Here is a 21,094-nt window from a genome sequence, read left to right as displayed (position 1 = left end):
GCGCGCGACATGTTGGCGCGGGGGCGGGCGGCGGCGGCCAGGTTGCCGAAACTGCTCTGGGCGGTGGGCGGCGTGGTGCTGCTGTCGCTCGGCATCGTCGCCTGGCTGGAACTCTCCGGGCCGCCTTATGCGGTGTTGAGCGAGGGGCTTTCGCCGGCGGATGGCGGCAAGGTGATCGCGCAGCTGCAGAAGCTCGGCATTCCCTATCAGCTGCAGGCCGCCGGCAACGTGATTCTGGTGCCCGCCCCGCAGCTGGCGCAGGCGCGGCTGCAGCTGGGCGCGGCGCAGGTGCCGGGCTCGAACACGCAAGCCGCCTGGACCCAGCTTGAAACCGCGCCGATGACGACCTCCGAGCGCGCCCAGAGCGCGATGGCGACACAGGCGCTGGAACTCTCCTTGCAGCAATCCATCCAGCAGCTGGCGGGCATTCGCAGCGCGCAAGTGTTCCTGGCGCTGCCGCCGGAAACGCCGTTTCTGGCGGACCAGCCCAAGCCCGCCGCCTCGGTGGTGCTGGATGCCGATCCCGGCCAGGCCGCCAGCCAGGCCGAGGCGATCGCCCGGCTGGTCGCCGGCGCGGTGCCGGGCCTGGACGAGACCAGCGTCACCGTGGTCACCACCGCGGGCACCACGCTCTACCCCCCCTCCGACAGCCTGACCACCGGGGCGCAATTCGCCACCGTCTCGCAGGTCGAGGCCGGGGCGGCGGCGCGTGTCGCCGGGCTGCTGATCCCCTTGGTGGGAGCTGGGAATTTTCAAACGGACGTGTCCGCGCAGCTGGATTTCACCCGCACCCATATCGAGCAGACCAGCTACGGGCCGACCCATCTCGTGGCGCATTCGGACAGCAAGCAGAGCACCCAGACCGGGCCGGATAACAGCGCCATCGGCATCCCGGGCGCGCTCTCCAACGAGCCGCCGGGGCAGACCAGCGCCGGCGCCGCCGCGCCCGGCGCCAATGCGGGCGCGAGCACCACCGCCAGCGCCGCCGCCGGCGCGAGCGGCGCGGCCGCCAGCAAGCCGACCCTGCCCAGCAGAAGCAGCGAGGATCTCGATCAGAGCTTCGTCAATGACCAGACCCAGGCGGAGATCACCAAGCCGGATTGGGCGGTGAAGGGGCTCGCCGTATCCGTGGTGCTGAATCAGGCGGCGCTGCCGAAGGGCCTGACCACCGATCAGGTAAAGGCCGCGATCGCCGCCGGCTTTGCCTATCCGAATGTCAGCGTGAATGTGCTGGCCTCGCCCTTCCAGAAGCCGAGCGGCGGGCTTGCGGCGGCGCCGCTGGCGGCGGCGGCCAATCCGGTGGCGCATGCGCTGCTGGAGGTGGTGGCCGCACTGGCGCTGCTGTTCGGGCTGGCGCTGCCGGCGGGGCGGCGCCTGGCCAATGTCAATCTGAAAACGCTGATCCCGCCGCCACCGCCCGCGCCGCTGCCGCAGCGGCCGCTGCCGGTGGTGGTGCCGCCGCGCGATTTCACCGAGCTGCGCGACCAGGCGGCGGAAAATATACCGGGCGTCGCGCGGCTCCTGCAAAGCTGGGCTGAAGAAAATGACTGAGCAAAGCACGGACCTTGCATTGTCCAACGGCTTGACCGGGCCTGAGCGCGCCGCGCTGGTGCTGCGCGAGCTGGGCGAGGAAACCGCCGCCGCGGTGCTGAAGGAGATGGACGAGCTGACCGTCAGCCGGATTTCGGTGGCGATGTCCAATCTCAAAGGTGTGAACGCACAGCTCCGCGAGGACATCATGCTGTCCTTCGCCTCGGATCTCGGCATCACCAGCATCGGCGGCGACAGCATCAAATTTCTCAGCCGGGTGCTGGTGAATGCGCTGGGCGAACCGCAGGCGAAGGAAATTCTGGACCGGCTGCGCCGCAATGACCGGCGCTCCAGCTTCCAGCTGCCGCCGAATACCGATGCGCGGACGCTGGCGATGCAGATGATGCATGAGCGCCCGCAAACCATCGCGCTGCTGCTGGCGCATATTCCGCATGATATGGGGGCCAATCTGCTCACCTATCTGCCCGAGCCGCTGGCGGCGGAGGCGCTGTACCGGTTTTCCAATCTCGATGTGGTTTCGCCCAGCGTGGTGAAAGAGCTGCGGGATATGCTGGAAGAGCTGGCGATGCAGACCGGCACCGGCGGGCGGCGCGTCACCAATCTTGGCGGCGCGAAGCAGACGGCGGAGATTCTCAACCATTTCCCCTCGGCCATGTCCGATACCGTGCTCGCCGCGATCGACCAGCGCGACAACAAGACCGCCGAGAAGATCCGCGAGAACCTCTTCACCTTCGTCGATCTCGGCAAGCTGACCGACCGCAATCTGCAGCTGCTGCTGCGCGAGGTGCCGGCGGACAAGCTGGCCCCGGCGCTGCGGCTGGTGGAGCAGGATCTGCGCGACCGGTTCTTCACCAATCTCTCCGCGCGGCAGACGGAGGTGCTGAAGGAGGAGCTGAGCGGCGGCCCGCCGATCCGCCGCTCGGACGCGCTGGCGGCGCAGAGCGAGATTGTCGATGCGGCGCTGCGCCTGGCCGCCGAGGGGCGCATCACCATCAGCGCCACCGAGGAGATGGTGTGATGGGAGACGCTGTGATGGCGACGACCGTGCCGATCTCGGTGACGAAGACGACCGCGCCCACCCCCAACAGCCCGGGGGCGGCGGATCAAGCGGCCTGGGCGCAGAGCCTGCAGGCGGCGCAGCAGGACAGGCCAGCACCGTCAGAGGACACCGGCGCGCCCAACGCCGCCGCGTCCGGCCAAGCCGCGCCCAGCGACGCCGCCGTCCCCCGGCGCTGCCCCGCGCCGCTCTGCCCCTCCCCGCCGCCAACGCCGCGCCTGCCAAGCCCAAAGCCGCGCGCGCGAGCGCGCCGCAAGACGCGCAGGCGGCAAAAGAGGCCAGCCAGCCAAGCCCCCGGAAAGCGGCGCGCCAGGATGCGGTGGCGCCGCTCACAATCCCGCTGACGGCGCCAGCTTCGCTACAGCCGCCCAACGCCGCGGCAGCCGCCACCGGCCAGCAGGACAGCGCGAGCGCGATCGGTGCGCGGCATGGCGTGACGCCCTCCAGCATCGATGAACCTGCCGCCATCGGGCTGCGGGGCAAAGAAGCCGCGATTGATACGCGGCATGGCATGGCGCCCTCCGGCATGGATGAACCGGCAAGCGGGCCGGACAGCGCCAAGGCGATCGTCAGCGCCGGCCTCCACACCGACGTCAGCATCAACCTCAGCACCAACGTCAGCACCGGCATCAGCGCCAAAGCCGCTTCGGCTGAGCCCGCCGCGCAAGGGGACGAGGGGGCGGCTTCAACCGATATGGCGAACGCGAGCGCGCCTCCCCTCATCAGCGACGGCAAGACCGCCAAGCCGGCCGCCAAGGCACCGGGCGCCAGCCTCGCGCCAGCCACCACCGGCGACGCGACCCTGGCAACAAATATTGCACCGGCCGCCCCGCAGCCTGTCTCTGACACGCCTGGTCCCGTGCCGGCCGCCGTGACGCCCCGCGCCGCCAGCGCCGCAGCGGCAAAATCCGCTCCTGGCACGGCCTCCGCGGCCGCCGCCGCCCCGGCGAGCACGGCCTCCTTGCTGGCGGTCAGGGAGGCGGCCGGCACGGCTGCCATCACCAGCCCCGCCCCGCACGCGCAAAACGCCGCGTCCAGCAACAGCGTCTTGGCGCCCGCAACCACCCTGCCGGTGGCCGCCACGGGCAGCCAGCCCGCCACGATGGCGGCAAACATCATGCCGGCAACCAGCCACGCCAGCGCCAGCCCGGCGCTGGCCGCCGGCAGCGCCACCGCCCTGGCCGCCACGGTCAGCGCCCTGCATCAGGCCGGGCAAAGCGGCGCGGTGCTGCGGCTGGATCCGCCGGGGCTTGGCCATCTCTCCGTTCAGGTCGGGCTGGGGGCGCAGGGGCAGGTGAATTTACTGTTCGTGCCCAGCACCGCGGATGCGGCGCAGGCGCTGCAATCCGCCCTGCCCGGCCTGTCCGGCGCCATGGCGCAATCCGGCCTCACGCTGGGCCAGGCGCAGGTGGGCGGGCAATTCGCGCAAAGCGGCGGGCAGAGCGGGCAGCCCCATCAGCGCGCCCCGCAACCGCAAATCAGCGCCCCGCAGCCCACCAGCGACAACCCGCCGGCGAGCGGCCTGAGCGCCTATGCTTGACGAAACCGCCGATGTCGAGCTGCTCGATCTGCTCGACCCGATGCGCGCGCCGCTGCTGCGCTCCGTGCTCATGGAGACGCTGGCGGACCGGTTCATGCGCCAGATCGCCTTCGCGCTGTTCCAGCGCATGCGCCATTCGGTGCAGCTGCTCTCCTGCATCCAGAACGTGATCTCGCATGAATCCGCCATGTCGGCTTTGCCGGAGGTGATGCTGGCGGGCATTTCCGAACTCACCCCGTTGCGCGGGCGGATGCTGCTGGCGATCGACGGCGATCTGATCGGCGCGATGGTGGATGCGATGTGCGGCGCCACCGCCGCGCATCCGTTCGAGCGTTACGAGCTTTCCGCGCTGGAGACGCGCGTGGGCAAGCAAATGGTCGATCTCGCCTTCGCCACCATCACCGACACCTTCGCGCCGGTGGTGCCGCTGCAGCTGGAGGCCCTGGCTTATGAGAACGCCACCGGCATGCTCGCCATCGCCGATGGGCAGGACTGGATGATCGCCGTCACCGGCATTTTCGAGACCGAGCTGGGGTCGGGCACCATCCGCGTCATCGTCCCCTACTCCGCCTTCGAAACGCTGGAGGCGAAAATCGCCACCCAGTCCGGCCTGCTGGGCGGGCGCGGACCGGACCAGAACTGGACCAGCGGCATCGAGCTGCTGACCGACACCACCAGGCTGGCGCTGAGCTTCGAGCTGGCCCGGGCCGAGGTGCCGCTGGCGGTGTTTCAGGCGCTGCGGGCGGGCGATGTGCTGCCCTTCACCTTATGGCCGCATGCGGTCGCGGTCTCCGGCGGGGTGGATCTGTTCCTGGCCGATTACGGCCAGCAGGACGGTTATGTCTGCTGCCGGGTGCGCGCCGAATCAGATGAGGAGGAAACCGAAATGAGCGAGCAGACAGAACGCGTCACCGGGGCGGAGAAACTCGCCGAGACCGAGCGGGTGGAGCTGGAGCGGCTGCAGGCGCGCGCCGGCGGCGCGCCGGCGATCACCGCCAAGGCGGTGCTGGACCGGGTGCAGGTGGCGGTGACGGTGGAACTGGGCCGCACCCACATCACCGTGAAGGATCTGCGCGCCTTGCGCCACGGGCAGATTTTGCAACTGGACCAGATGATCGGCGAACCTTTGGCGATTTACGCGAACGGCCAGAAGCTCGCTTATGGCGAGGTGGTGGCGGTGGCGAATGACCGCTACGGCGTGCGCGTGACCGCCCTGACCGAGGACGTGCCCGCGGAGGAGGAGCCGGCGCCATGAGTGCCGCCAGCGTGAATAGCGGCGCTTGGCTCGCCTTCGCGGAACTGGCTGGGCCGGTGCTGCTGCTGATGCTGGTCATCGGGCTGACGGTCGGGCTGGTGCAAACCGCGACCCAGGTGCGCGAAGCCTCGATCCCGTTCGTGTTGAAGCTGGGCGGGCTGGCGGCGCTGATCAGCGCCGGCGGCACGCTGATGCTGGGCGGCATCGAACGCTACAGCACCGCTTTGTTCCACGCGATTCCGGGATTGCTGCATGGCTGACACCGCCGCCGCGCCGCGCCCAGGGCTGTTGAGCCTGGGCCAGCTCTCCGGCCCCGCCATCATTCTGATGGTGCTGGTGATGCTGGCGGTGCCGCTGCCGCCGGCCGCGATCTCGTTTCTGTTCGCGTTGAATATTTCAGCGGGGTTGGTGATTCTCGGGGCCTCGCTCTATATCGGCTCGCCGGCGGAGTTTTCCTCCTTTCCCTCCATCCTGCTCGCCACCACCTTGATGCGGCTGGCGCTGAATGTCGCCACCGCGCGCGCGATTCTGCTCAACGGCTATACCGGGCCGGGGGCGGCGGGGCATGTGATCGAGGCTTTCGGGCAATTCGCGGTCGGCGGCAATTATGTCGTCGGCGGCATCATCTTTGTCATTCTCATCATCATCAATTTCGTCGTCGTCACCAAGGGCGCCTCGCGCGTGGCGGAGGTTTCGGCGCGCTTCATGCTGGATAGTCTGCCCGGGCGGCAGATGGCGATCGACGCCGAAATCAATGCCGGCATCCTCTCCGCGCAGGCGGCCGAACGCCGGCGCGAGATGCTGCGGCGGGAAGCGGATTTCTTCGGCGCCATGGATGGCGCCAGCAAATTCGTGCGCGGCGATGTGGTGGCGGCGATGATCATTCTGGTCATCAATATGCTGGGCGGGCTGGTCATCGGCACGCTGCAATATGGGCTGCCGATCGGCGACGCCGCGCGCACCTATACGCTGCTCACCGTGGGCGATGGGCTGGCGGCGCAGATCCCCTCGCTCACCATCTCGGTCGCCGCCGGCCTGGTCGTCACCCGTGTCGCCACCGGCGAGGATATTGGCGGGCAGATCAAATCCCAGCTGTCCAAATATCCGCAGGCGCTGGCCATCGCCGCGGCGATCACCACGGCCATCGGGCTGGTGCCGCAAATGGCGCATATCCCGTTTCTGCTGCTGGGCGGCGCGCTGGGGCTCGCCGCCTGGCGGCTCGCGCGTGCCACGCCGGACGCCACCGCCGACCAGCCTGGCGCGAAACAGAACGAGGACGCCAAGCCGGAGGTCAAGCCGGACAGCCTCACCGATGTCTCCGGCGTCGATCCTCTGGGCATGAATATCGGTTTTGCCCTGGCGCCGATGGTGGGGGCGGGCGAGGGCAAGCTGCTGGGCCGGCTCACCGCCGTGCGGCAACGTTATGGCCGCGCCATGGGGTTTCTGGTGCCCGCCGTGCATATCCGCGATTCCGCCGAGCTGCCGGCGCATAGCTATCGCTTCACATTGCGCGGCGCGGCGATTGCCGGCGGCGAGGCCTGGCCCAGCCAGTGGCTCGCCATTGAAGGCCCGATGGTGGTGGAGAAACTCACCACCGGCCGCGCGGTGAAGGACCCGGCCTTCGGCCAGAACGCGGTGTGGATCCCGCATGGCGCGATCCCGCAGGCGGAGGAGCTGGGCTACACGGTGGTGGATGCGGCCAGCGCCATCGCCACCCATTTCGCCGAGGTGCTGAAGCGCTATGGCGCCGAGCTGCTGGGCCGCCCGCAAGTGGAAGGGTTGATGACCAGGCTGGCGGAAACCACGCCGCGCCTGGCTGAGGATTTGCGGGCTGGGCTGTCGGTCGGGCTGGTGCGCCAGGTCTGCCAAGGGCTGCTCGCCGAAGAGGTGCCGGTGCGCGATTTCGAGCGCATTGCCGAAGCCCTGGTGGAAGGCAGCGATAGCGGCCAGAAGGACCCGGAAAAATTGCTGGCCTCGGTCCGGTTGCGGATCGGGCGTTTCATCGTCAGCCAGTTCACCGGGCCGGAACCGGCCCTGCGGGTGGCGGTGCTGCAGCCGAAGCTCGAGGAGCTGGTCAGCAAATCCCTGCGCAGCGCGCGCGAGGGGGCGAGCGAGGTGGAGGCGGAGATCGCCACCCATCTGCGCCAGGCCGGCGAGCAGGCGGCGAAGGCGATGCGCGCGCGCGGCGCCAAGCCGGTGCTGGTGGTGCAAGGGCCGATGCGCCGCGCCGTGGCGAAATGCCTGAACGGGGTGATCCCGGTGATCGCGCTGGAGGAAATCCCCGAAACCATGAAGCTGCAGGTGGTGCATACCGCGGAGCCCGCCCCCGCCCATGCCTGACCAGAGCCCGCCCGACCATAAAGCCCTGACCTCACTTTACGGCGACTGGATCAAGCGCATGGCGCTGCTGCTGAAAGCCCGCATGCCCTGGGCGGATCTGGACGAGATGCTGCAATGGGGCGCGGTGGGGATGATGGAGGCCTCGCAGCGCTTCGATCCATCGCATGGCGTGGCGTTTCAGGCCTTCGCGGCGCGGCGGATCAAAGGCGCGATGATCGATGGGCTGCGCCGCGAAGGGGCGCGCCGGCGCGACGAGGCGGTGCTGGACCCGGAGGTGATGGAAAACACCGTGCAGGAGGATTCCTACGGCCAAGTGGACCCGCTCTCCCTGCTCGCGCGGACCGACAATTACACGCTGCTGGTGGCGGCGCTGAAAACCTTACCGGAATTGGAATATCGCATCCTGGCGCTGCATTTTTACAACGAGCTTAATAATCGGGAAATCGCGGCGGTGTTGGATATCAGCGAGGGCTATGCCTCGCGGCTGCGCAAGCGCGCGCTGGAGCTGCTGGGCACCCACATGAATGCGGCTCAAAGCGGAGAGACCATGCCTTGATCAACCTCGTCACGCTGTTTCTCGGCATTCTCGTCGTCATTGGGGGCGCGCTGTCGGATCATGTGCCGATCGGCTCGCTGCTCAATCTCACCGCCTTCATCATCGTGATGTGCGGTTCCGCCGCCGCCTGCGCGCTGCAATTCGGCTTTGGCGCGTTTGGAAAATGTCTGAAGGCGGTGATGTGGATCGCCAAGCCGCCGCGGATCGATCTGCACGCTTATATCGAACAGGTAGCGGAGTGGTCGGCCAAGGCCCGCGCCGCCGGCACGCTGGCGCTGGAGGCGGAGATTCCGGACATCGCCGACGATTTTCAGCGCCAGGGTCTGCAGATGATCGTGGACAACACCCCGCCCGAGGAATTCGCCGCGATGCTGACCGCCGCCGCCGAGCAGAAGGATCATGCCCAGGAACTGCCAGGGCATTTCTGGGAAGCGATCGGCGGCTACTCCCCCACCATCGGCGTCATGGGCGCGGTGATGGGGCTGATCCATGTGATGATGGAGCTCAACCATCCGGAGCTGCTGGGCGGGGGGATCGCCACCGCTTTTATCGCCACCGTCTATGGTGTCGGCTTCGCCAATCTCATCGCCCTGCCGCTGGGCGCGCGGCTGAAGGCGATCAGCAAGGAGCTGGCGCAGGAGCGCGTGGTCGTCATTCAAGGTTTCATCCTGCTGGCGGAGGGCAAGCCCGGCATCATCATTCGCCAGACGCTGAAGAATTTCATCCATGAGGAGAAGAGCAAGGCCAAGGTGAAAGACGAGACCACGGAAGCGGCGCCGGACGGCGCCTCGCAGGCGGCCTGACCATGGCGCTGCTGCCCCCGAAAAAGAAAAAGGAGGAAGGCCACGCCAATCACGAGCGCTGGGTGATTTCCTACGCGGATCTGCTGACGCTGCTGCTGGCCACCTTCGTGGTGCTCTATGCCTCCTCCACCCGCAATCACCATAAGGAAGATGAGATCGCCATGGCCTTCATCCAGGCCTTTCATGGCAATCCACCGGCGATCGCGGCGCCGCCCTCGGGCTCGCGCGGGGTGTTGCAGCATAATGTCGCGCCAATCCCGCAAAGGATCGAGGCGCCGCCGCGCGCGGCCACGAAACTGCCGCAATCCATGACCAAGCAGCTCGATGCGGAAATGAAAGCCCTGCAGGCGCTGCAAATGCAATTGCAAAAGGTCTTTCAGCCGATGACGGATGCGCATGAGGTCTCCATGACCAGCACGCCGCTGACGATGACGATCCAGCTCGATGCCTCGGTGCTGTTCGATTCCGGCGCGGCGACGCTGAAGCCCGCCGCCGCCAGCCTGTTGGCCAAGGTCGGCACCGGGCTGACCAATCTGCCTCCTGGATTTCGCGTCACCGTCGAGGGCTATACGGATAATCAGCCCATCTCCACGGCGCAGTTTCCCTCCAACTGGTCGCTCTCGGCGGAGCGCGCGGTCGCCGTGGTGTCGCTGTTCGCCGCCAATGGCGTGCCGGGCAATGCGCTGGCGGCGGAAGGGTTCGGCGAGTTCTCGCCGGTGGCCAGCAATGCGAACGATGCCGGCCGGGCGCAGAACCGGCGCGTGGTGGTGGTGGTGCATGCGCCGGACCCGGCCGGCGATACCGGCGCCGCGCCCAGCCTCGGCACAATTCCCGGCACCGGCCCGGCTCCCGGCGCGGGCAAAGGGTAAAGCCCATGGCCAAAGCGAAAACACCGAAAGCGAGCAAGCTGTTCAGCCCGGTCTGGCTCAGCCTGGCGGCGATGACCTCTTGGGCGGCGACGCATGAGCCGGGAAGCTTCGCCAATCCCGGTCTGGTCGGCGCGTGGGGGCTGGGGGCACTGGCGGTGGCGCTGCTGACCCGCGCCGGGCTGGCGCTGCTCGGCCCGCTGCTGAAGCTGACCGGCCAAGGGCTGAGGCTGTTGATCGCCGATGCGCGCAACCCCGACCAGGGCGGGGCTGATCCATGAGCTTCGTGGTGCCCTCACGCGCGCGCAAGGCGGCCTTCATCCAGACCGTGCTGGCGCAGGAAACGGCGGACCGCGCGGCGCAGGAGGCGGAGCTGCAGCGCCGGGTGAAGCAAGAGATCGCCAAGCTGCGGGAGAGCGCCATGGCCGAAGCCAAGGCGGCGGGGCTGGCCCAGGCGCAGGCGGCGCTGGAGGCCGAGCGGGCGCAGCTGGCCCAGGCCTTGGCCGCCTTGCGCCAGGCCGGGGCGCAGCTGCGGGCGCCCTTGGCGCAGAAGGAGCAGGAGCTGGCCGGGCTGGTGCTGGAAATGGGATTTCTGCTCGCCCGTCACATCGCCGGCGGCGAGAGCGGCCAAGCCCGCGCCGAGCTGGGCGGGCTGGTCGAAAGCTTGCTGCGGGAAGCCGCGGCCGGCATGGCGCCGGGGCAAAATTTGCGTCTGCGGCTCAACCCTTTGGATGTCGACGGCCTGGCCAGCCATCCCGAAGCCGCCGGACTCGAGCTGGTGGCGGATGCGAGCATCACCCCTGGCGGCGCATTGGCCGAGCTGCTCGGCGAGGACGGGTCGGCCGCCGCGCAGTGGGATGCGCGGCTGGAACAACGCTTCGCGGCCTTGCGCGCGGCCTTGGCCTTGCCGGGCGAGGCGGGCGCATGATCGCGCTGGACAGCATCCGGGAGCGCGCCACGGCGCGGCTGCGCCATGCCTTGGCGCAGCCCACCATCCATCGCTATGGCCGGGTGCTGCAGGCCAGCGGCGAGGTGCTGCGGCTGGGCGGGCTGGAAGCGCCGGTGGGGGCGCGCTGCCTGATCGAGCAACAAGATGGCGAGGCAAGCGCGGAAATTATCGGCTTTGACCGCGACAGCCTGCTGGCGATGGCCGAGCAGGGGCCGCGCGGCATCCTGCGCGGCGCCCGCGCGCGGGTGGAGGCCGGGCCGCTGGCGGTGATGACCGGGCCGGCTTTGCTCGGCCGGATTCTGGATGCGCGCGGCCAGCCTTTGGATGGCGCGGCGCCGCCGCTGCTGGAAACACCCTGGCCGATGCGCGGCCAGACCATCAACCCGATGCAGCGCGCGCGGATCGAAACCCCGTTCGATACCGGGGTGGCCACCCTCAACGCGCTGACCACTCTGGGGCGGGGCATGCGCATCGGGCTGTTCGCGGGGTCGGGCGTGGGCAAAACCACGTTGCTGGGGATGATCGCCCGGCATGCGCGCGCGGATGCGGTGGTGCTGGCGATGATCGGCGAGCGCGGCCGGGAAATCCGGGAATTCATCGAGGATCATCTGGGCGCGGCGCTGGCGCGCAGCGTCGTCATCGCCTCCCCGGCGGACGATACCGCCTTGGCCCGCGCCCATGGCGCCTACCGCGCCGCCGCCATTGCCGAGGCGCTGCGCGCCCAGGGCCAGCACGTGCTGCTGCTGGTGGACAGCCTGACCCGGCTGGCGATGGCGCTGCGCGAAATCGGCCTGGCGGCGGGCGAGCCGCCGGCCACGCGCGGCTATCCGCCCTCGGTGTTCGGCGCCCTCTCCGCCTATGCGGAACGCGCCGGCACGGGCGGGCCGGGCCAGGGCTCGATCACCGCCATCCATACCGTGCTGGTGGAGGGGGACGACCATGTCGGCGATCCGGTGGCGGATACGGCGCGGGCGATCCTGGATGGGCATATCGTGCTCTCCCGCGCCATGGCGGAGGCGGCGATCTATCCGCCCATCGACGTTTCCGCCTCGCTCTCGCGGCCGATGCCGAGCCTGGTTTCGCCCGAGCATCTGCGCCTCGCCGCGCGGTTTCGCGGGCTGTGGGCAAGAAGGGCGGAAAAGCAGGACATTATCGATCTCGGCGTCTACGCGCCCGGACGCGATGCGCTGCTGGACGAAGCGCTGCAGCGCGCCCCGGCGATGGAAGCGCTGCTGCGCCAGGAGGCGGAAATGCCGGTGGGGTTGGATGAGGCGCTGGCCCGGCTGCGCGCCGTGTTCGGAGAGGCGCCATGAAGCTCGGCACGCTGGAGAAGCTGGATCTGCTGGCCGCCGCCGAGGAGCGCGCCCTGGAGGCGGCGCTGAGCCAGGCCCTGCACGCGATGCGGCATCTGGAGGGGCAAAGCCAGGTGCTGGCGGCCTATCAGGCGCGGCTGACTGCGGGCTGGCGGGACGGCGCCGTGATCGCCGCCGCCGAGGCGCAGCGCGCCGGGCTGTTCAGCCTGCGCGCCCAGGATGCCGCGCTGCAGCTGGCCGGCAGCCTCGCCACGGCGCGGGAGCGGGTGAACGACGCCGCCACCGCGCTGGCGATGCAGCGCGCCAAGCGCGAGCGGCTGCGCGCGCGGCTCGACCAAAGCCGCGCCCAGGCGCTGCGCGCCGCCCTGGAGCGCGCCGCGCGCAACCAGCCCCGCCGCCCCGCCGCCCCGTTGATCTGAAGGGAGTCCGCCATGAATACCGCCTTCTACAGCAATTTCATCGCCAATCTGAGCGCCCAGGAAGCGCAGATAAACACGCTGCAGCAGCAGATTTCCACCGGCCAGGCGGTGCAGACGCCCTCGCAGAATCCGGCCGCCTATGAAACCGCGGCGCTGGCCACGGATCAGATCAGCCGGCTCAACAACGACAATACCGCCCAGGCCTCGATCCAGACCCAGCTCGGCGCCGCGAACAACGCCTACAGCGCCACCAACACGCTGCTGGACAATGTGCAATCGATCATGCTGCAGGCGCTGAACGGCAGCACCAGCACGCAGAATCTCGGGGCGCTGGCCTCGCAGGTGCAGAGTGCCGGGCTGCAATTGCTGGCGCTGGGCAATAGTGTCGGGCCGAACGGGAATTATCTGTTCGGCGGCTCGCGCAGCACGCTGGCCCCGTTCCAGCCCAATGCCGGCGGCACCATCTCCTATTACGGCGATGGCGGGCAAAGCCAGGCCAGCATCAGCACCGGGCAGACGGCGAACACGCTGGTCAATGGCCAGGTTTTCACCTCCGCCTTGAGCGGGGACGGCATCTCTTATGTCAGTGCCGCCAGCGCCAATACCGGCACCGGGCAGATCCTGCAGCAGGGGCTGGTGAATGCCGGCGCCGCCAACGCCTTCCAGCAGGGCAGCGCTTCGATCACGGTCAACTTCGCCGTCTCCGCGGCGGGCGCCACCACCTACAGCGCGACGCAGGGCGGCAGCACCTTGGCCACCGGCACGCTGGTCAGCAACGGCACCGGCCAGACCAGCCTGCAACTGGCCGGGGTGAATTACGAAATCACCGGCCAGCCGGCGAACGGGGACAGCTTCACCATCGCGCCGGCGCGTCCGCAAACCGCCTTCGCGCTGCTGCAGCAAATCGCCTCGACCCTGGCCAGCACCACCTCCACCCCGGCGCAGGTGGCGCAAACCCGGCAAATTCTGAATCAAAGCCTCGGCACGCTGGCGCAATATCAGCAATCCGTGACCACCGCGCAGGCGCAGAACGGGGTGACGCTGCAAGCCCTGGCCAACGCCTCGACCGGCGATACCACCCAGCAGACCGCGGCGCAGAACGCCGTCAACAGCGCCACCGCGGTCAACATGCCCGCCGCCATCACCACGCTGGAACAGACGATGACCGCCATGCAGGCGGCGATGAAAAGCTTCGCCAGCGCGCAAAGCCTGAGCCTGTTCAGCTATCTCTGAAAGCGAGTCCCCAAAATGTCGGATGCGATCTTCATTGTCGGCTATTACCGCAGCGGCACCTCCGCCCTTTCCGGCACGCTGGAAAAGGCCGGCGTCAAATTCTACAACGATGCCGATGCCAACGAGCATAACCCGCTCGGCTTCTATGAAATTCCGGAACTGATCCAGCTCGATGTCGATCTCTTCAACCGGCTGGGCGTGGATTGGACGGATGTGCGCAGCCTGCCCGCCGGCTGGGCGGAGCGGCCGGACATGGCCAGCTTCACCGCCCGGCTGGATGAGATTTTGCGCCGGCGCTTTCCCCCGCGCGAGCGGCTTTGGGGGCTGAAACATCCGCATCTATGCCGGACCTTGCCGCTTTATGAGCGCGCCGCCCGCCAGGCCGGGCACAGCCCGCATGTGGTGCATATTTTCCGCGACCCCTGGGCGGCGGCGTCCAGCCAGGCGCGCAAGAACGGCCTCACCCGCGCCCATGCGCTGCTGCTCTGGCTCAGCTACGCGACGGACGCGGAACGCCAGGCCCGGCATCTGCCGCGCAGCTGGCTCACCTATCAGGAGCTGCTGGCGGACCCGCAGGCGCAGCTGCGCCGCATCGGCGCCGAGCTGGGGCTGACATTCAAGCGCGACCTCACGGCCGCCTGCGCGCATCTCAACGGCCAGCTCAACCGCTCGGAAAACCTGCCGAGCGAGGGGCTGAGCCGGCCGCTGTGCCGGCTGGTGGAGGCGACATGGGCGGCGATCCAGGCGCGGCATTTCGACCCTGGGCTATGGGATGAGCTGGCCGAGGAAACCGCTGATCTGGTCGGGTTTCTCAGCGAAATCGGAGCCAGCCGGGCGCGCGCGCTGCCGGCCTTCGGCGGCGGCGCGATGGCGGCGGAGGCGCCGCGCGACGCCGCCGCCATGCCACGCCCCAGCGAACGCACGGACGAAGCGGCGAAAGCCCGGCTGCTGGCGCTGCAAAACCAGGTTGGGGCGCTCCCGCGCCTGACCGTGCTGCTCGCCGCCCCCGCCGGACAGGCGCCGGCGGTGACGCAGAGCCTGGAGAGTTTGCGCGCGCAATGGGCGCCGCCGGCGCTGATCAAGGTGCTCGCCGCCGATGCGCTGAGCCTGCCGGGGATCGAAACCATCACCGTCGCGGACGCGCCGGAGGCGATGACCCGCGCCCTCTGCGCCGCGCTCAACGACGCGGCACGGAGCGCGGATTATGTCGCGATCCTGAATGCCGGCGACATGATCACCCCAGATGGCTGCCTGCGCATGGCGCTGCTGGCGGCGCAAAGCCAGGCGGATCTGCTCTATTCCGACGAGATCGTGCCGCGCGCGGAAGGCGCCTGGATCCGGCAGAAGCCGGGCTGGGATGTCACCCGGCTGCGCCAGGCGGCCTATCTGGGGGACTGGGTCTGGTACAAGGCGGAGGCACTGCAGGCGGCCGGCGGCTTTGACGAACGCCGCGCCGGGGCCGAGGAATATGATGTGCAGCTGCGCTTCGCTTCGCGCGGGGCGCGGGTGGAGCGGCTGCCGGAAGCCATCTTCATCCGCCAGCCCGGGGCACGGCGCGACGATATCGCGCCGCAGATTTTCTGCGCCCGCGCCGCCGAGGCGCTGAGCGCGCATCTGGCCGGTGCCGGGCAGCCAGCGGAGGTGCAGAACCGCCAGCATATGGGGTTGTTCCACCATGTCCGCCTCACCCAGGACCCCGGCACCAGCCTGATCATGCTCTGCGACGGGGTGGAGATTCCCCGGCTGGACCAATGGATGACCGGGCTGTTCTCCGGCCCGGCACTGAGCGGCCCGGTGATCCTCGCCGCCACGGAACGCGAGAGCCCGGTGGGGACTTACCTTGGCGAAGTGGCGCGGCGCGGCGCCGAGTTGCAGGGCCAGGTGCTGGCCAGCCTCGCCGACAGCCCCGGCGCCGCGCTGGCCCAGGCGCTGGCGCTGGCCCCCACCGAACTGGTGGCGGTGCTGGATGCGCGGATGCTGGAGATCACCCCGCATTGGCTGGAAGGGCTGCGCGCCCGGCTGGCGGACCCCGGCGTGGCGGCGGTGGCGGCGCGGATGATCACGCCGACCAGCGCGGATGGGCGGCAAGGCGAGGTGCTGGGGCCGATCGTGATCGGCGCGGCGGCCAGGCTGGGGGCGGGGCATGGGGTGATGGACCCAGGCCCCGGCGGCTGGCTGCTGGTGGACCAGGAGGCCAGCGCCATCGCCCCGCCCGGACTGCTGGCGCGCCGCGCGGCACTGGCCGCCTGCCATGTCGAAACCGGGCTGGAGGGGGATGCGCTGTGGATCGATCTCTGCGCGCAGCTGCGCGCCGCCGGGCACCGTCTGGTCTGGACGCCGGATGTCAGCCTGGTGATGCCGGCCGGAACGCAGATGCCGGATGCCACCCATCGGTTCCGCGCGGGCGGCGCCGCGGCGCGGGCGCTGCCCTGGGAGGATCCGTATCACCACCCGGCCTTGTCGCTGCATGGCGATCTGCTGGCGGCGGAATTGCAGACCGGGCTGGTGCGCGCCAGCCCGGCGGACCCGGCCAGCCTGCTGCTGACCGGCGAACCCGCCGAGCCCGCCCTCAACGCCGCCCGGGCCCTGCGCCATACCGGGCTGCTGGACGCGGATTGGGCCCCGGGCTTGCCCGGCGCGGCGGATCTCGGCCGGCGCGGCACGCAAAGCTGGGTCCGGATCAACCCGCAGCAGCAGCCGCACCCTTACAGCCCCGGCTATACCGCCCTCTATACCGCGCTGCCGGCGCCGGAGGCGCAGCCCGCCCTGGCGGCGGCGCAAGAGATTTACGCCACCTCGCCGCAGTTGGTCGCGCATCTGCGCCAGCTCGCGCCGGCGTCGATCCCGGTGACGCTCTGGCGCCCGGCGCTCTCCCGGCGCTTCTGGCGCAATTTCGAGAGCGGCACCGGGCTCAACACCAATCCGCGCGTGCTGTGGTTCGATGAGGGCATCGCCCCGCTCTGGATGCAGGAGCTGATCGAGGCGACGCTGGAGGAGGTCTCCTGGGTGATCGTGGAGCGGCCGGACCATCCTTACCCGAAAGCCTTCGCGCGGCTGGGGGCGCAGGCCAATGAGCAGAGCTGGGCGCAAGCGCTGGCCACGGTGGGGCCGCAGATCATGCTGCGCCCGGTGGCGTCCGAGACGCATCACGATCATTACCCCCTGCTGCTGGGCGCGGCCGCCGGCTGCCGGCTGCTGGTGGACCGGCGGCTGGACATGCCAGAGACGCTGGGCGCGCAGGCGCTGCCCAACCGCAAGGCGGATTGGCTGACGGCGTTGCGCGCGGCGATGCGCGACCTGCCGGGGACGCTGCGCGCCGGCGCCAAGGCCCGCGCCGCCGCCCTGGCGCTGCCCGCGCTGGAGGACGCCCCGCCCGGCTGGGCCGCGCCCGCCATGGCCCGCCTGGCCAACACGGCGGAGCAGGCGGCGTGAAGCGCGCCGCGCTGCTGGCGGGCCTGGCCGGGCTGGCGCTCGCCCACCCGCGCGCCGGCCACGCCGCCCCCGGCCCGACCCAGGACGAGACTTCATTGCGCCAAGCCGTGCTGCAGGCCGCGCAAATCTTGGCGCCGCCAGGGGCGCAGATCAGCCTCGGCACCACCGCCGCAGCGCGCGCCATGCCGGCCTGCACGGCGCCGCTCGCGGTCAGCCTCAGCGGCATCGCGCCTTATGAACAGGCCAAGGTGGAATGCCCCGGCCCGCGCTGGACAGTTTATGTCACCGTCACCGTGGCGCAGAGCGAGAAGGTGGTGGTCGCGGCGCGGCCGATCGCCGCCGGCGCCACGCTCGGCGCCGCGGATCTCGTCCGCCGCGCCTTGCCGGTGCAGGCCTTCGCCGGCCGGCAAATCTTCACCGATCCAACCGAGATCGAGGGCGACAGCGCGGTGATGTCGATCGCCGCCGGCATGGTCATCACCCAGGATGTGCTGCAAACGCCATTGCTGGTGAAAGCCGGGCAGACGGTGAGCGTGCATGTCTATAGCGGCGGGGTGGAGCTGGCGGTGGATGCAACGGCGGACCAGCCCGGCCATCTCGGCGATACGATTCTGCTGACCAACCCGAAAAGCGGCCGGCGCTTTTCCGCCGAGGTGACGGCGCAAGGCGTCTCGCTGCACCTGAACTGAAGCCCGGAAAATATACTAACTTTACGTTATTTTTTAAGCCATTTTCTCAATCCTAAAATGGTAAATTTTTACTTAACGGATTTGAATTTTTTTCTGCCTGAATCAGGAGATTCTTTCATCTCCAGCACGCAAACTTTTTCGGACCGGCGCGAATGAATAGGTACGGCAACCATAACCAAGGAGCTTTTGCCTAATGTCCGCCATCGGATCCATCCTCACCAATACCGGGGCGCTGTCGGCGCTCAACTCCATCGCCGCCACCTCGCAGACGAATAATTCGCTGCAGAGCGAGCTGGCCAGCGGCATGTCGATCAACTCTCCGGCTGACAATCCGGCGGGCTATATCACCGCGCAGGGCTTCACCTCCCAGCTCAACGGCCTGACCCAGGCGACCTCCAACGCCAACCAGGGCGTCTCCCTGCTGCAGACGGCGCAGAGCGCCATCGGCCAGCAGATCGGCATCGTGCAGCAGCTCAACTCCATCGCCGTGCAGGCCGCCAACGGCACACAGACCCCGGCGGAGTCGCAGTCTTTGCAAACCCTGGTCGGGCAGCTGACCAGCCAGGTCACCACCATCGCCTCGCAGACCCAGTTCAACAACATCAATCTGCTGGATGGCACCTTCTCCGGCGTGCAGTTCCAGGTCGGCGCGAATGAAGGCCAGACGCTGAATCTTTCGATCGGCAACACGACGGCCTCAAATATTGGCATGTATGCCACGGCCAAGGGCAGCGCCTTCACCAACACCTCATCCGGTCTGGTCAGCGCGGCCGGCGCGTTCACCGGTTCGACGGTGACGGTTACCGGCCCAACCGGCGGTTCCGGCAACTTTACCACCACCGCGACAGAATCCGCCGCGGCGATCGCTAAGGCCGCCACCAATATTTCTGGCAAAACCGGCGTGCAGGCGCAGGCGACCAACACGGTCACCTACAATGTTGCCGCCAGCGCCAACGGCAATATCAAGTTCAAGCTGCAGGCCTCGGGCTCTGGTGCCAATATTGGCGGTGCGGTCGCGGTGAATGCCTCCAGCCTTTCCGAGGTCGTATCCCAGATCAATCAGCAGACCAGCACCAGCGGCGTCGTCGCCTCCAGCGCGAGCGGCAAGCTCACGCTGAAGCAGGAAAATGGCCAGAATATCAAGTTCTCTTCCGCCGGTACGGCCACCACCGCCGGCAATGGCGGCACGGTGACCTCCCTCGCCGGACATCTCGCCGCCACTGGCGACATCCAGCAGGGCCAGGTGCAATTCCAGTCCAGCGCGGCCTTTACCGTCAGCGGTTCCGCGAAGCTGGCCGGGGCCACCTCGCTCACCTCGCTGGCCAGCATCAATGTCGGCACCACAGCCGGCGCCAATAATGCCATAAATGTCATCAAATACGCTCTGGCCGGCCTCAATAATCAGGGCGGCCAGCTGGGTGCGGTGCAGCAGCGCCTCACCGCCAATATCAATAATCTGAACACCACCGCCACCAATGTCACGACGGCCTTGGGCGTCGTGCAGGATGCCAACATCCCGCAGGTGGCGAACAAGCTGACGCAGGCGACGATCCAGGCGCAGTCCGGCGTGGCGGCGCTCAAGAACTCGACCCAGCTGCAGCAGAGCTATCTCTCCCTGCTGCCGTAATCGATTGGTTAACCTGGCCGGGGCAAATTGCCCCGGCCAATTCCGTCTCAACCCGGCCATGAAGGTGAACGATGTCGACCGTCTCCTCGCTCAGCTCCGCCGCGATCAACAGCAATATTTCCGCCGTCACCAAAAGGCTGGAAGCGCCGATCACGTCGCTCGGCACCCAGGTTGCCGCGGACAAGGCGCTGATCTCCGCCTGGGGCAGCATCAGCGGGGCGATTTCCAGCCTCTCGGACAGCCTGGTTCACATCCAGAATATTTCCACCATCAATGCGCGCGCCGCCACCAGCAACAACACGCTGGTCGCCACCGCCACCGCGAATGCCAGCGCCGCCACCGGCACCTATAATCTCACCAGCATCAGCCTCGCCAAGGGGCAGGAGCTGTATTCCGGCCTGCTCGGCTCATCCCATGCCACGCTCTCCGGCGGCGCCGGGCAGCTGGCCTTCACCCTGGCCAGCGGCAAGAGCGAGACGATATCGCTCGGCTCCGGCAGCATGACGCTCAATGACATCGCCGCCGCCGTCAATAAACAGCATGGCGGGGTACAGGCCTCGGTGCTCAGCACCTCGGCCGGCGCGCGGCTGGTGTTCAACAGCAGCGCCACCGGCGCCAGCGCCGCCTTTTCCGTCTCCGGGACCGGCGCGCTGGCGCAATTCGCCTATAGCAGCGCCAGCCCGGGCAGCGAGATCAAGGCGCAGAGCGCGGTGAATGCCAGCCTCAGCCTCAACGGCATCCCCATCACCAGCGCCAGCAACAGCCTTGGCAGCGCCATCGCCGGAGTCACCATTTCCCTCGCCGGCTCCGGCAATGCCAGCGTTTCGGTCAGCTCCTCGCCCACCGCCTTGTCCGGCAGCGTGCTCGATGTCGCCAACAGCCTCAACACCGCCTTGTCCGCGATCAGCGCCGAGACCAAATATGTCGGCACCGCCAGCAGCACCGCCGCCTCCTCCGGTTCCGCGAAATCCGGCGTGCTGCTTGGCAATTTCTCCGCCGCCAATCTGAAAAACCAGCTGATGAACGCGGTCAGCTCGCTGGAATCAAGCGGGCTGAGCGCGGCGGCGATCGGGCTGACCCTGACCAGCGCCGGCACGGTGAGCTTCAACAGCACCGCCTTCTCCTCGGCCTTCAGCAAGAACCCGTCCGCGGTGCAGACGCTGGTTTCAAAGCTCTATACCAGCCTGGACAATCTCACCACGGGCGCCATCGGCGCCGCCGCCTCCAGCGCCACCGGCGCCAGCAGCATCACCGGCTTCATCAGCGCGCAGACCTCCTCGCTGAACGACGCGATCAATTCGATCCAGCAGCAGATCACCCTGATCAGCAAACAGGCCTCCGCCACCATCACCGAGCTGCAGAAACAATATACGGCCGCCGAAACCTCGGCCAGTTCCGCCAGCGTCACCCAGGCCTATCTCAGCATCTTCCTCGGCAATAATTCTTCGAGCTCGGGCTAAACCA

At 68.5% G+C, this 21,094-nt stretch carries 19 protein-coding genes; all 19 read left to right on the top strand.

Annotated features, from left to right (window positions below; all coding sequences use genetic code 11):
* The first annotated feature begins 9 nt into the window (after window positions 1-9).
* The 19 genes from fliF to fliD all read left to right on the top strand — a co-directional run bounded on the left by fliF (window position 10) and on the right by fliD (window position 21,090).
* Entirely contained in the window at window positions 10-1,551 is a 1,542-nt protein-coding gene (gene fliF / locus ACZ46S_RS13930) for a flagellar basal-body MS-ring/collar protein FliF (RefSeq protein WP_464062195.1), read from the top strand.
* A complete protein-coding gene (locus ACZ46S_RS13925) occupies window positions 1,544-2,569 on the top strand; it encodes a flagellar motor switch protein FliG (RefSeq protein WP_464062194.1) in 1,026 nt (341 codons plus the stop codon). Before fliF ends, ACZ46S_RS13925 begins: the two co-directional genes overlap by 8 nt.
* Window positions 2,569-2,952: a hypothetical protein gene (locus ACZ46S_RS13920; protein WP_464062193.1), complete on the top strand. Its 384-nt coding sequence runs from the start codon at window positions 2,569-2,571 to the stop codon at window positions 2,950-2,952. Before ACZ46S_RS13925 ends, ACZ46S_RS13920 begins: the two co-directional genes overlap by 1 nt.
* Window positions 2,928-4,148: a flagellar hook-length control protein FliK gene (locus ACZ46S_RS13915; RefSeq protein WP_464062192.1), complete on the top strand. Its 1,221-nt coding sequence runs from the start codon at window positions 2,928-2,930 to the stop codon at window positions 4,146-4,148. The genes ACZ46S_RS13920 and ACZ46S_RS13915 overlap by 25 nt, the downstream gene beginning before the upstream one ends.
* A complete protein-coding gene (locus tag ACZ46S_RS13910) occupies window positions 4,141-5,403 on the top strand; it encodes a FliM/FliN family flagellar motor switch protein (protein WP_464062191.1) in 1,263 nt (420 codons plus the stop codon). The genes ACZ46S_RS13915 and ACZ46S_RS13910 overlap by 8 nt, the downstream gene beginning before the upstream one ends.
* Complete coding sequence (locus tag ACZ46S_RS13905; protein WP_464062190.1) at window positions 5,400-5,663, top strand: flagellar biosynthetic protein FliQ; 264 nt, start codon at window positions 5,400-5,402, stop codon at window positions 5,661-5,663. Before ACZ46S_RS13910 ends, ACZ46S_RS13905 begins: the two co-directional genes overlap by 4 nt.
* A complete protein-coding gene (locus tag ACZ46S_RS13900; RefSeq protein ID WP_464062189.1) occupies window positions 5,656-7,743 on the top strand; it encodes a flagellar biosynthesis protein FlhA in 2,088 nt (695 codons plus the stop codon). Before ACZ46S_RS13905 ends, ACZ46S_RS13900 begins: the two co-directional genes overlap by 8 nt.
* Window positions 7,736-8,299, top strand: a complete 564-nt coding sequence (locus tag ACZ46S_RS13895; RefSeq protein ID WP_464062188.1) for a sigma-70 family RNA polymerase sigma factor — start codon at window positions 7,736-7,738, stop codon at window positions 8,297-8,299. Before ACZ46S_RS13900 ends, ACZ46S_RS13895 begins: the two co-directional genes overlap by 8 nt.
* Window positions 8,296-9,102, top strand: coding sequence for a flagellar motor protein (locus ACZ46S_RS13890; RefSeq protein ID WP_464062187.1), 807 nt, complete (start codon window positions 8,296-8,298; stop codon window positions 9,100-9,102). The genes ACZ46S_RS13895 and ACZ46S_RS13890 overlap by 4 nt, the downstream gene beginning before the upstream one ends.
* A 2-nt stretch (window positions 9,103-9,104) precedes the next feature.
* The gene (locus tag ACZ46S_RS13885) at window positions 9,105-9,971 is read left to right on the top strand and encodes an OmpA family protein (RefSeq protein ID WP_464062186.1); all 867 of its coding nucleotides are present in this window, start codon (window positions 9,105-9,107) and stop codon (window positions 9,969-9,971) included.
* 5 nt (window positions 9,972-9,976) lie between these two features.
* Window positions 9,977-10,249, top strand: a complete 273-nt coding sequence (locus ACZ46S_RS13880) for a hypothetical protein (protein ID WP_464062185.1) — start codon at window positions 9,977-9,979, stop codon at window positions 10,247-10,249.
* Complete coding sequence (locus tag ACZ46S_RS13875) at window positions 10,246-10,896, top strand: FliH/SctL family protein (protein WP_464062184.1); 651 nt, start codon at window positions 10,246-10,248, stop codon at window positions 10,894-10,896. Before ACZ46S_RS13880 ends, ACZ46S_RS13875 begins: the two co-directional genes overlap by 4 nt.
* Window positions 10,893-12,230 (top strand): FliI/YscN family ATPase, encoded by a 1,338-nt coding sequence (locus tag ACZ46S_RS13870; RefSeq protein ID WP_464062183.1) that lies wholly within the window; start codon window positions 10,893-10,895, stop codon window positions 12,228-12,230. The genes ACZ46S_RS13875 and ACZ46S_RS13870 overlap by 4 nt, the downstream gene beginning before the upstream one ends.
* Window positions 12,227-12,649 (top strand): hypothetical protein, encoded by a 423-nt coding sequence (locus ACZ46S_RS13865; RefSeq protein WP_464062182.1) that lies wholly within the window; start codon window positions 12,227-12,229, stop codon window positions 12,647-12,649. The genes ACZ46S_RS13870 and ACZ46S_RS13865 overlap by 4 nt, the downstream gene beginning before the upstream one ends.
* A 12-nt stretch (window positions 12,650-12,661) precedes the next feature.
* On the top strand, window positions 12,662-13,882 hold the full coding sequence (flgL, locus tag ACZ46S_RS13860) for a flagellar hook-associated protein FlgL (RefSeq protein ID WP_464062181.1): 1,221 nt from the start codon (window positions 12,662-12,664) through the stop codon (window positions 13,880-13,882).
* A gap of 15 nt (window positions 13,883-13,897) precedes the next feature.
* Entirely contained in the window at window positions 13,898-17,314 is a 3,417-nt protein-coding gene (locus ACZ46S_RS13855; RefSeq protein ID WP_464062180.1) for a sulfotransferase, read from the top strand.
* Window positions 17,311-18,003 (top strand): flagellar basal body P-ring formation chaperone FlgA, encoded by a 693-nt coding sequence (gene flgA / locus ACZ46S_RS13850; RefSeq protein ID WP_464062179.1) that lies wholly within the window; start codon window positions 17,311-17,313, stop codon window positions 18,001-18,003. Before ACZ46S_RS13855 ends, flgA begins: the two co-directional genes overlap by 4 nt.
* A gap of 193 nt (window positions 18,004-18,196) precedes the next feature.
* A complete protein-coding gene (locus tag ACZ46S_RS13845) occupies window positions 18,197-19,630 on the top strand; it encodes a flagellin N-terminal helical domain-containing protein (RefSeq protein ID WP_464062178.1) in 1,434 nt (477 codons plus the stop codon).
* 71 nt (window positions 19,631-19,701) lie between these two features.
* On the top strand, window positions 19,702-21,090 hold the full coding sequence (gene fliD, locus ACZ46S_RS13840; RefSeq protein WP_464062177.1) for a flagellar filament capping protein FliD: 1,389 nt from the start codon (window positions 19,702-19,704) through the stop codon (window positions 21,088-21,090).
* The last annotated feature ends 4 nt before the right edge of the window (window positions 21,091-21,094 follow it).

The sequence above is a fragment of the Acidocella aluminiidurans genome, assembly GCF_055383125.1.
Note: the sequence above shows the minus strand (reverse complement) of the source record. Positions and strands in the feature narration are given on the sequence as shown.

Excerpts from the sequence above, each read along its gene's own strand:
- ACZ46S_RS13845 (WP_464062178.1), top strand. The coding sequence starts at position 18,197 with ATGTCCGCCATCGGATCCATCCTCACCAATACCGGGGCGCTGTCGGCG.
- ACZ46S_RS13900 (WP_464062189.1), top strand. The coding sequence starts at position 5,656 with ATGGCTGACACCGCCGCCGCGCCGCGCCCAGGGCTGTTGAGCCTGGGC.
- ACZ46S_RS13855 (WP_464062180.1), top strand. The coding sequence starts at position 13,898 with ATGTCGGATGCGATCTTCATTGTCGGCTATTACCGCAGCGGCACCTCC.
- ACZ46S_RS13875 (WP_464062184.1), top strand. The coding sequence starts at position 10,246 with ATGAGCTTCGTGGTGCCCTCACGCGCGCGCAAGGCGGCCTTCATCCAG.
- ACZ46S_RS13880 (WP_464062185.1), top strand. The coding sequence starts at position 9,977 with ATGGCCAAAGCGAAAACACCGAAAGCGAGCAAGCTGTTCAGCCCGGTC.
- ACZ46S_RS13895 (WP_464062188.1), top strand. The coding sequence starts at position 7,736 with ATGCCTGACCAGAGCCCGCCCGACCATAAAGCCCTGACCTCACTTTAC.
- ACZ46S_RS13865 (WP_464062182.1), top strand. The coding sequence starts at position 12,227 with ATGAAGCTCGGCACGCTGGAGAAGCTGGATCTGCTGGCCGCCGCCGAG.
- ACZ46S_RS13925 (WP_464062194.1), top strand. The coding sequence starts at position 1,544 with ATGACTGAGCAAAGCACGGACCTTGCATTGTCCAACGGCTTGACCGGG.
- fliF (WP_464062195.1), top strand. The coding sequence starts at position 10 with ATGTTGGCGCGGGGGCGGGCGGCGGCGGCCAGGTTGCCGAAACTGCTC.
- ACZ46S_RS13910 (WP_464062191.1), top strand. The coding sequence starts at position 4,141 with ATGCTTGACGAAACCGCCGATGTCGAGCTGCTCGATCTGCTCGACCCG.
- ACZ46S_RS13885 (WP_464062186.1), top strand. The coding sequence starts at position 9,105 with ATGGCGCTGCTGCCCCCGAAAAAGAAAAAGGAGGAAGGCCACGCCAAT.
- flgL (WP_464062181.1), top strand. The coding sequence starts at position 12,662 with ATGAATACCGCCTTCTACAGCAATTTCATCGCCAATCTGAGCGCCCAG.
- ACZ46S_RS13920 (WP_464062193.1), top strand. The coding sequence starts at position 2,569 with ATGGGAGACGCTGTGATGGCGACGACCGTGCCGATCTCGGTGACGAAG.
- ACZ46S_RS13905 (WP_464062190.1), top strand. The coding sequence starts at position 5,400 with ATGAGTGCCGCCAGCGTGAATAGCGGCGCTTGGCTCGCCTTCGCGGAA.
- ACZ46S_RS13870 (WP_464062183.1), top strand. The coding sequence starts at position 10,893 with ATGATCGCGCTGGACAGCATCCGGGAGCGCGCCACGGCGCGGCTGCGC.
- fliD (WP_464062177.1), top strand. The coding sequence starts at position 19,702 with ATGTCGACCGTCTCCTCGCTCAGCTCCGCCGCGATCAACAGCAATATT.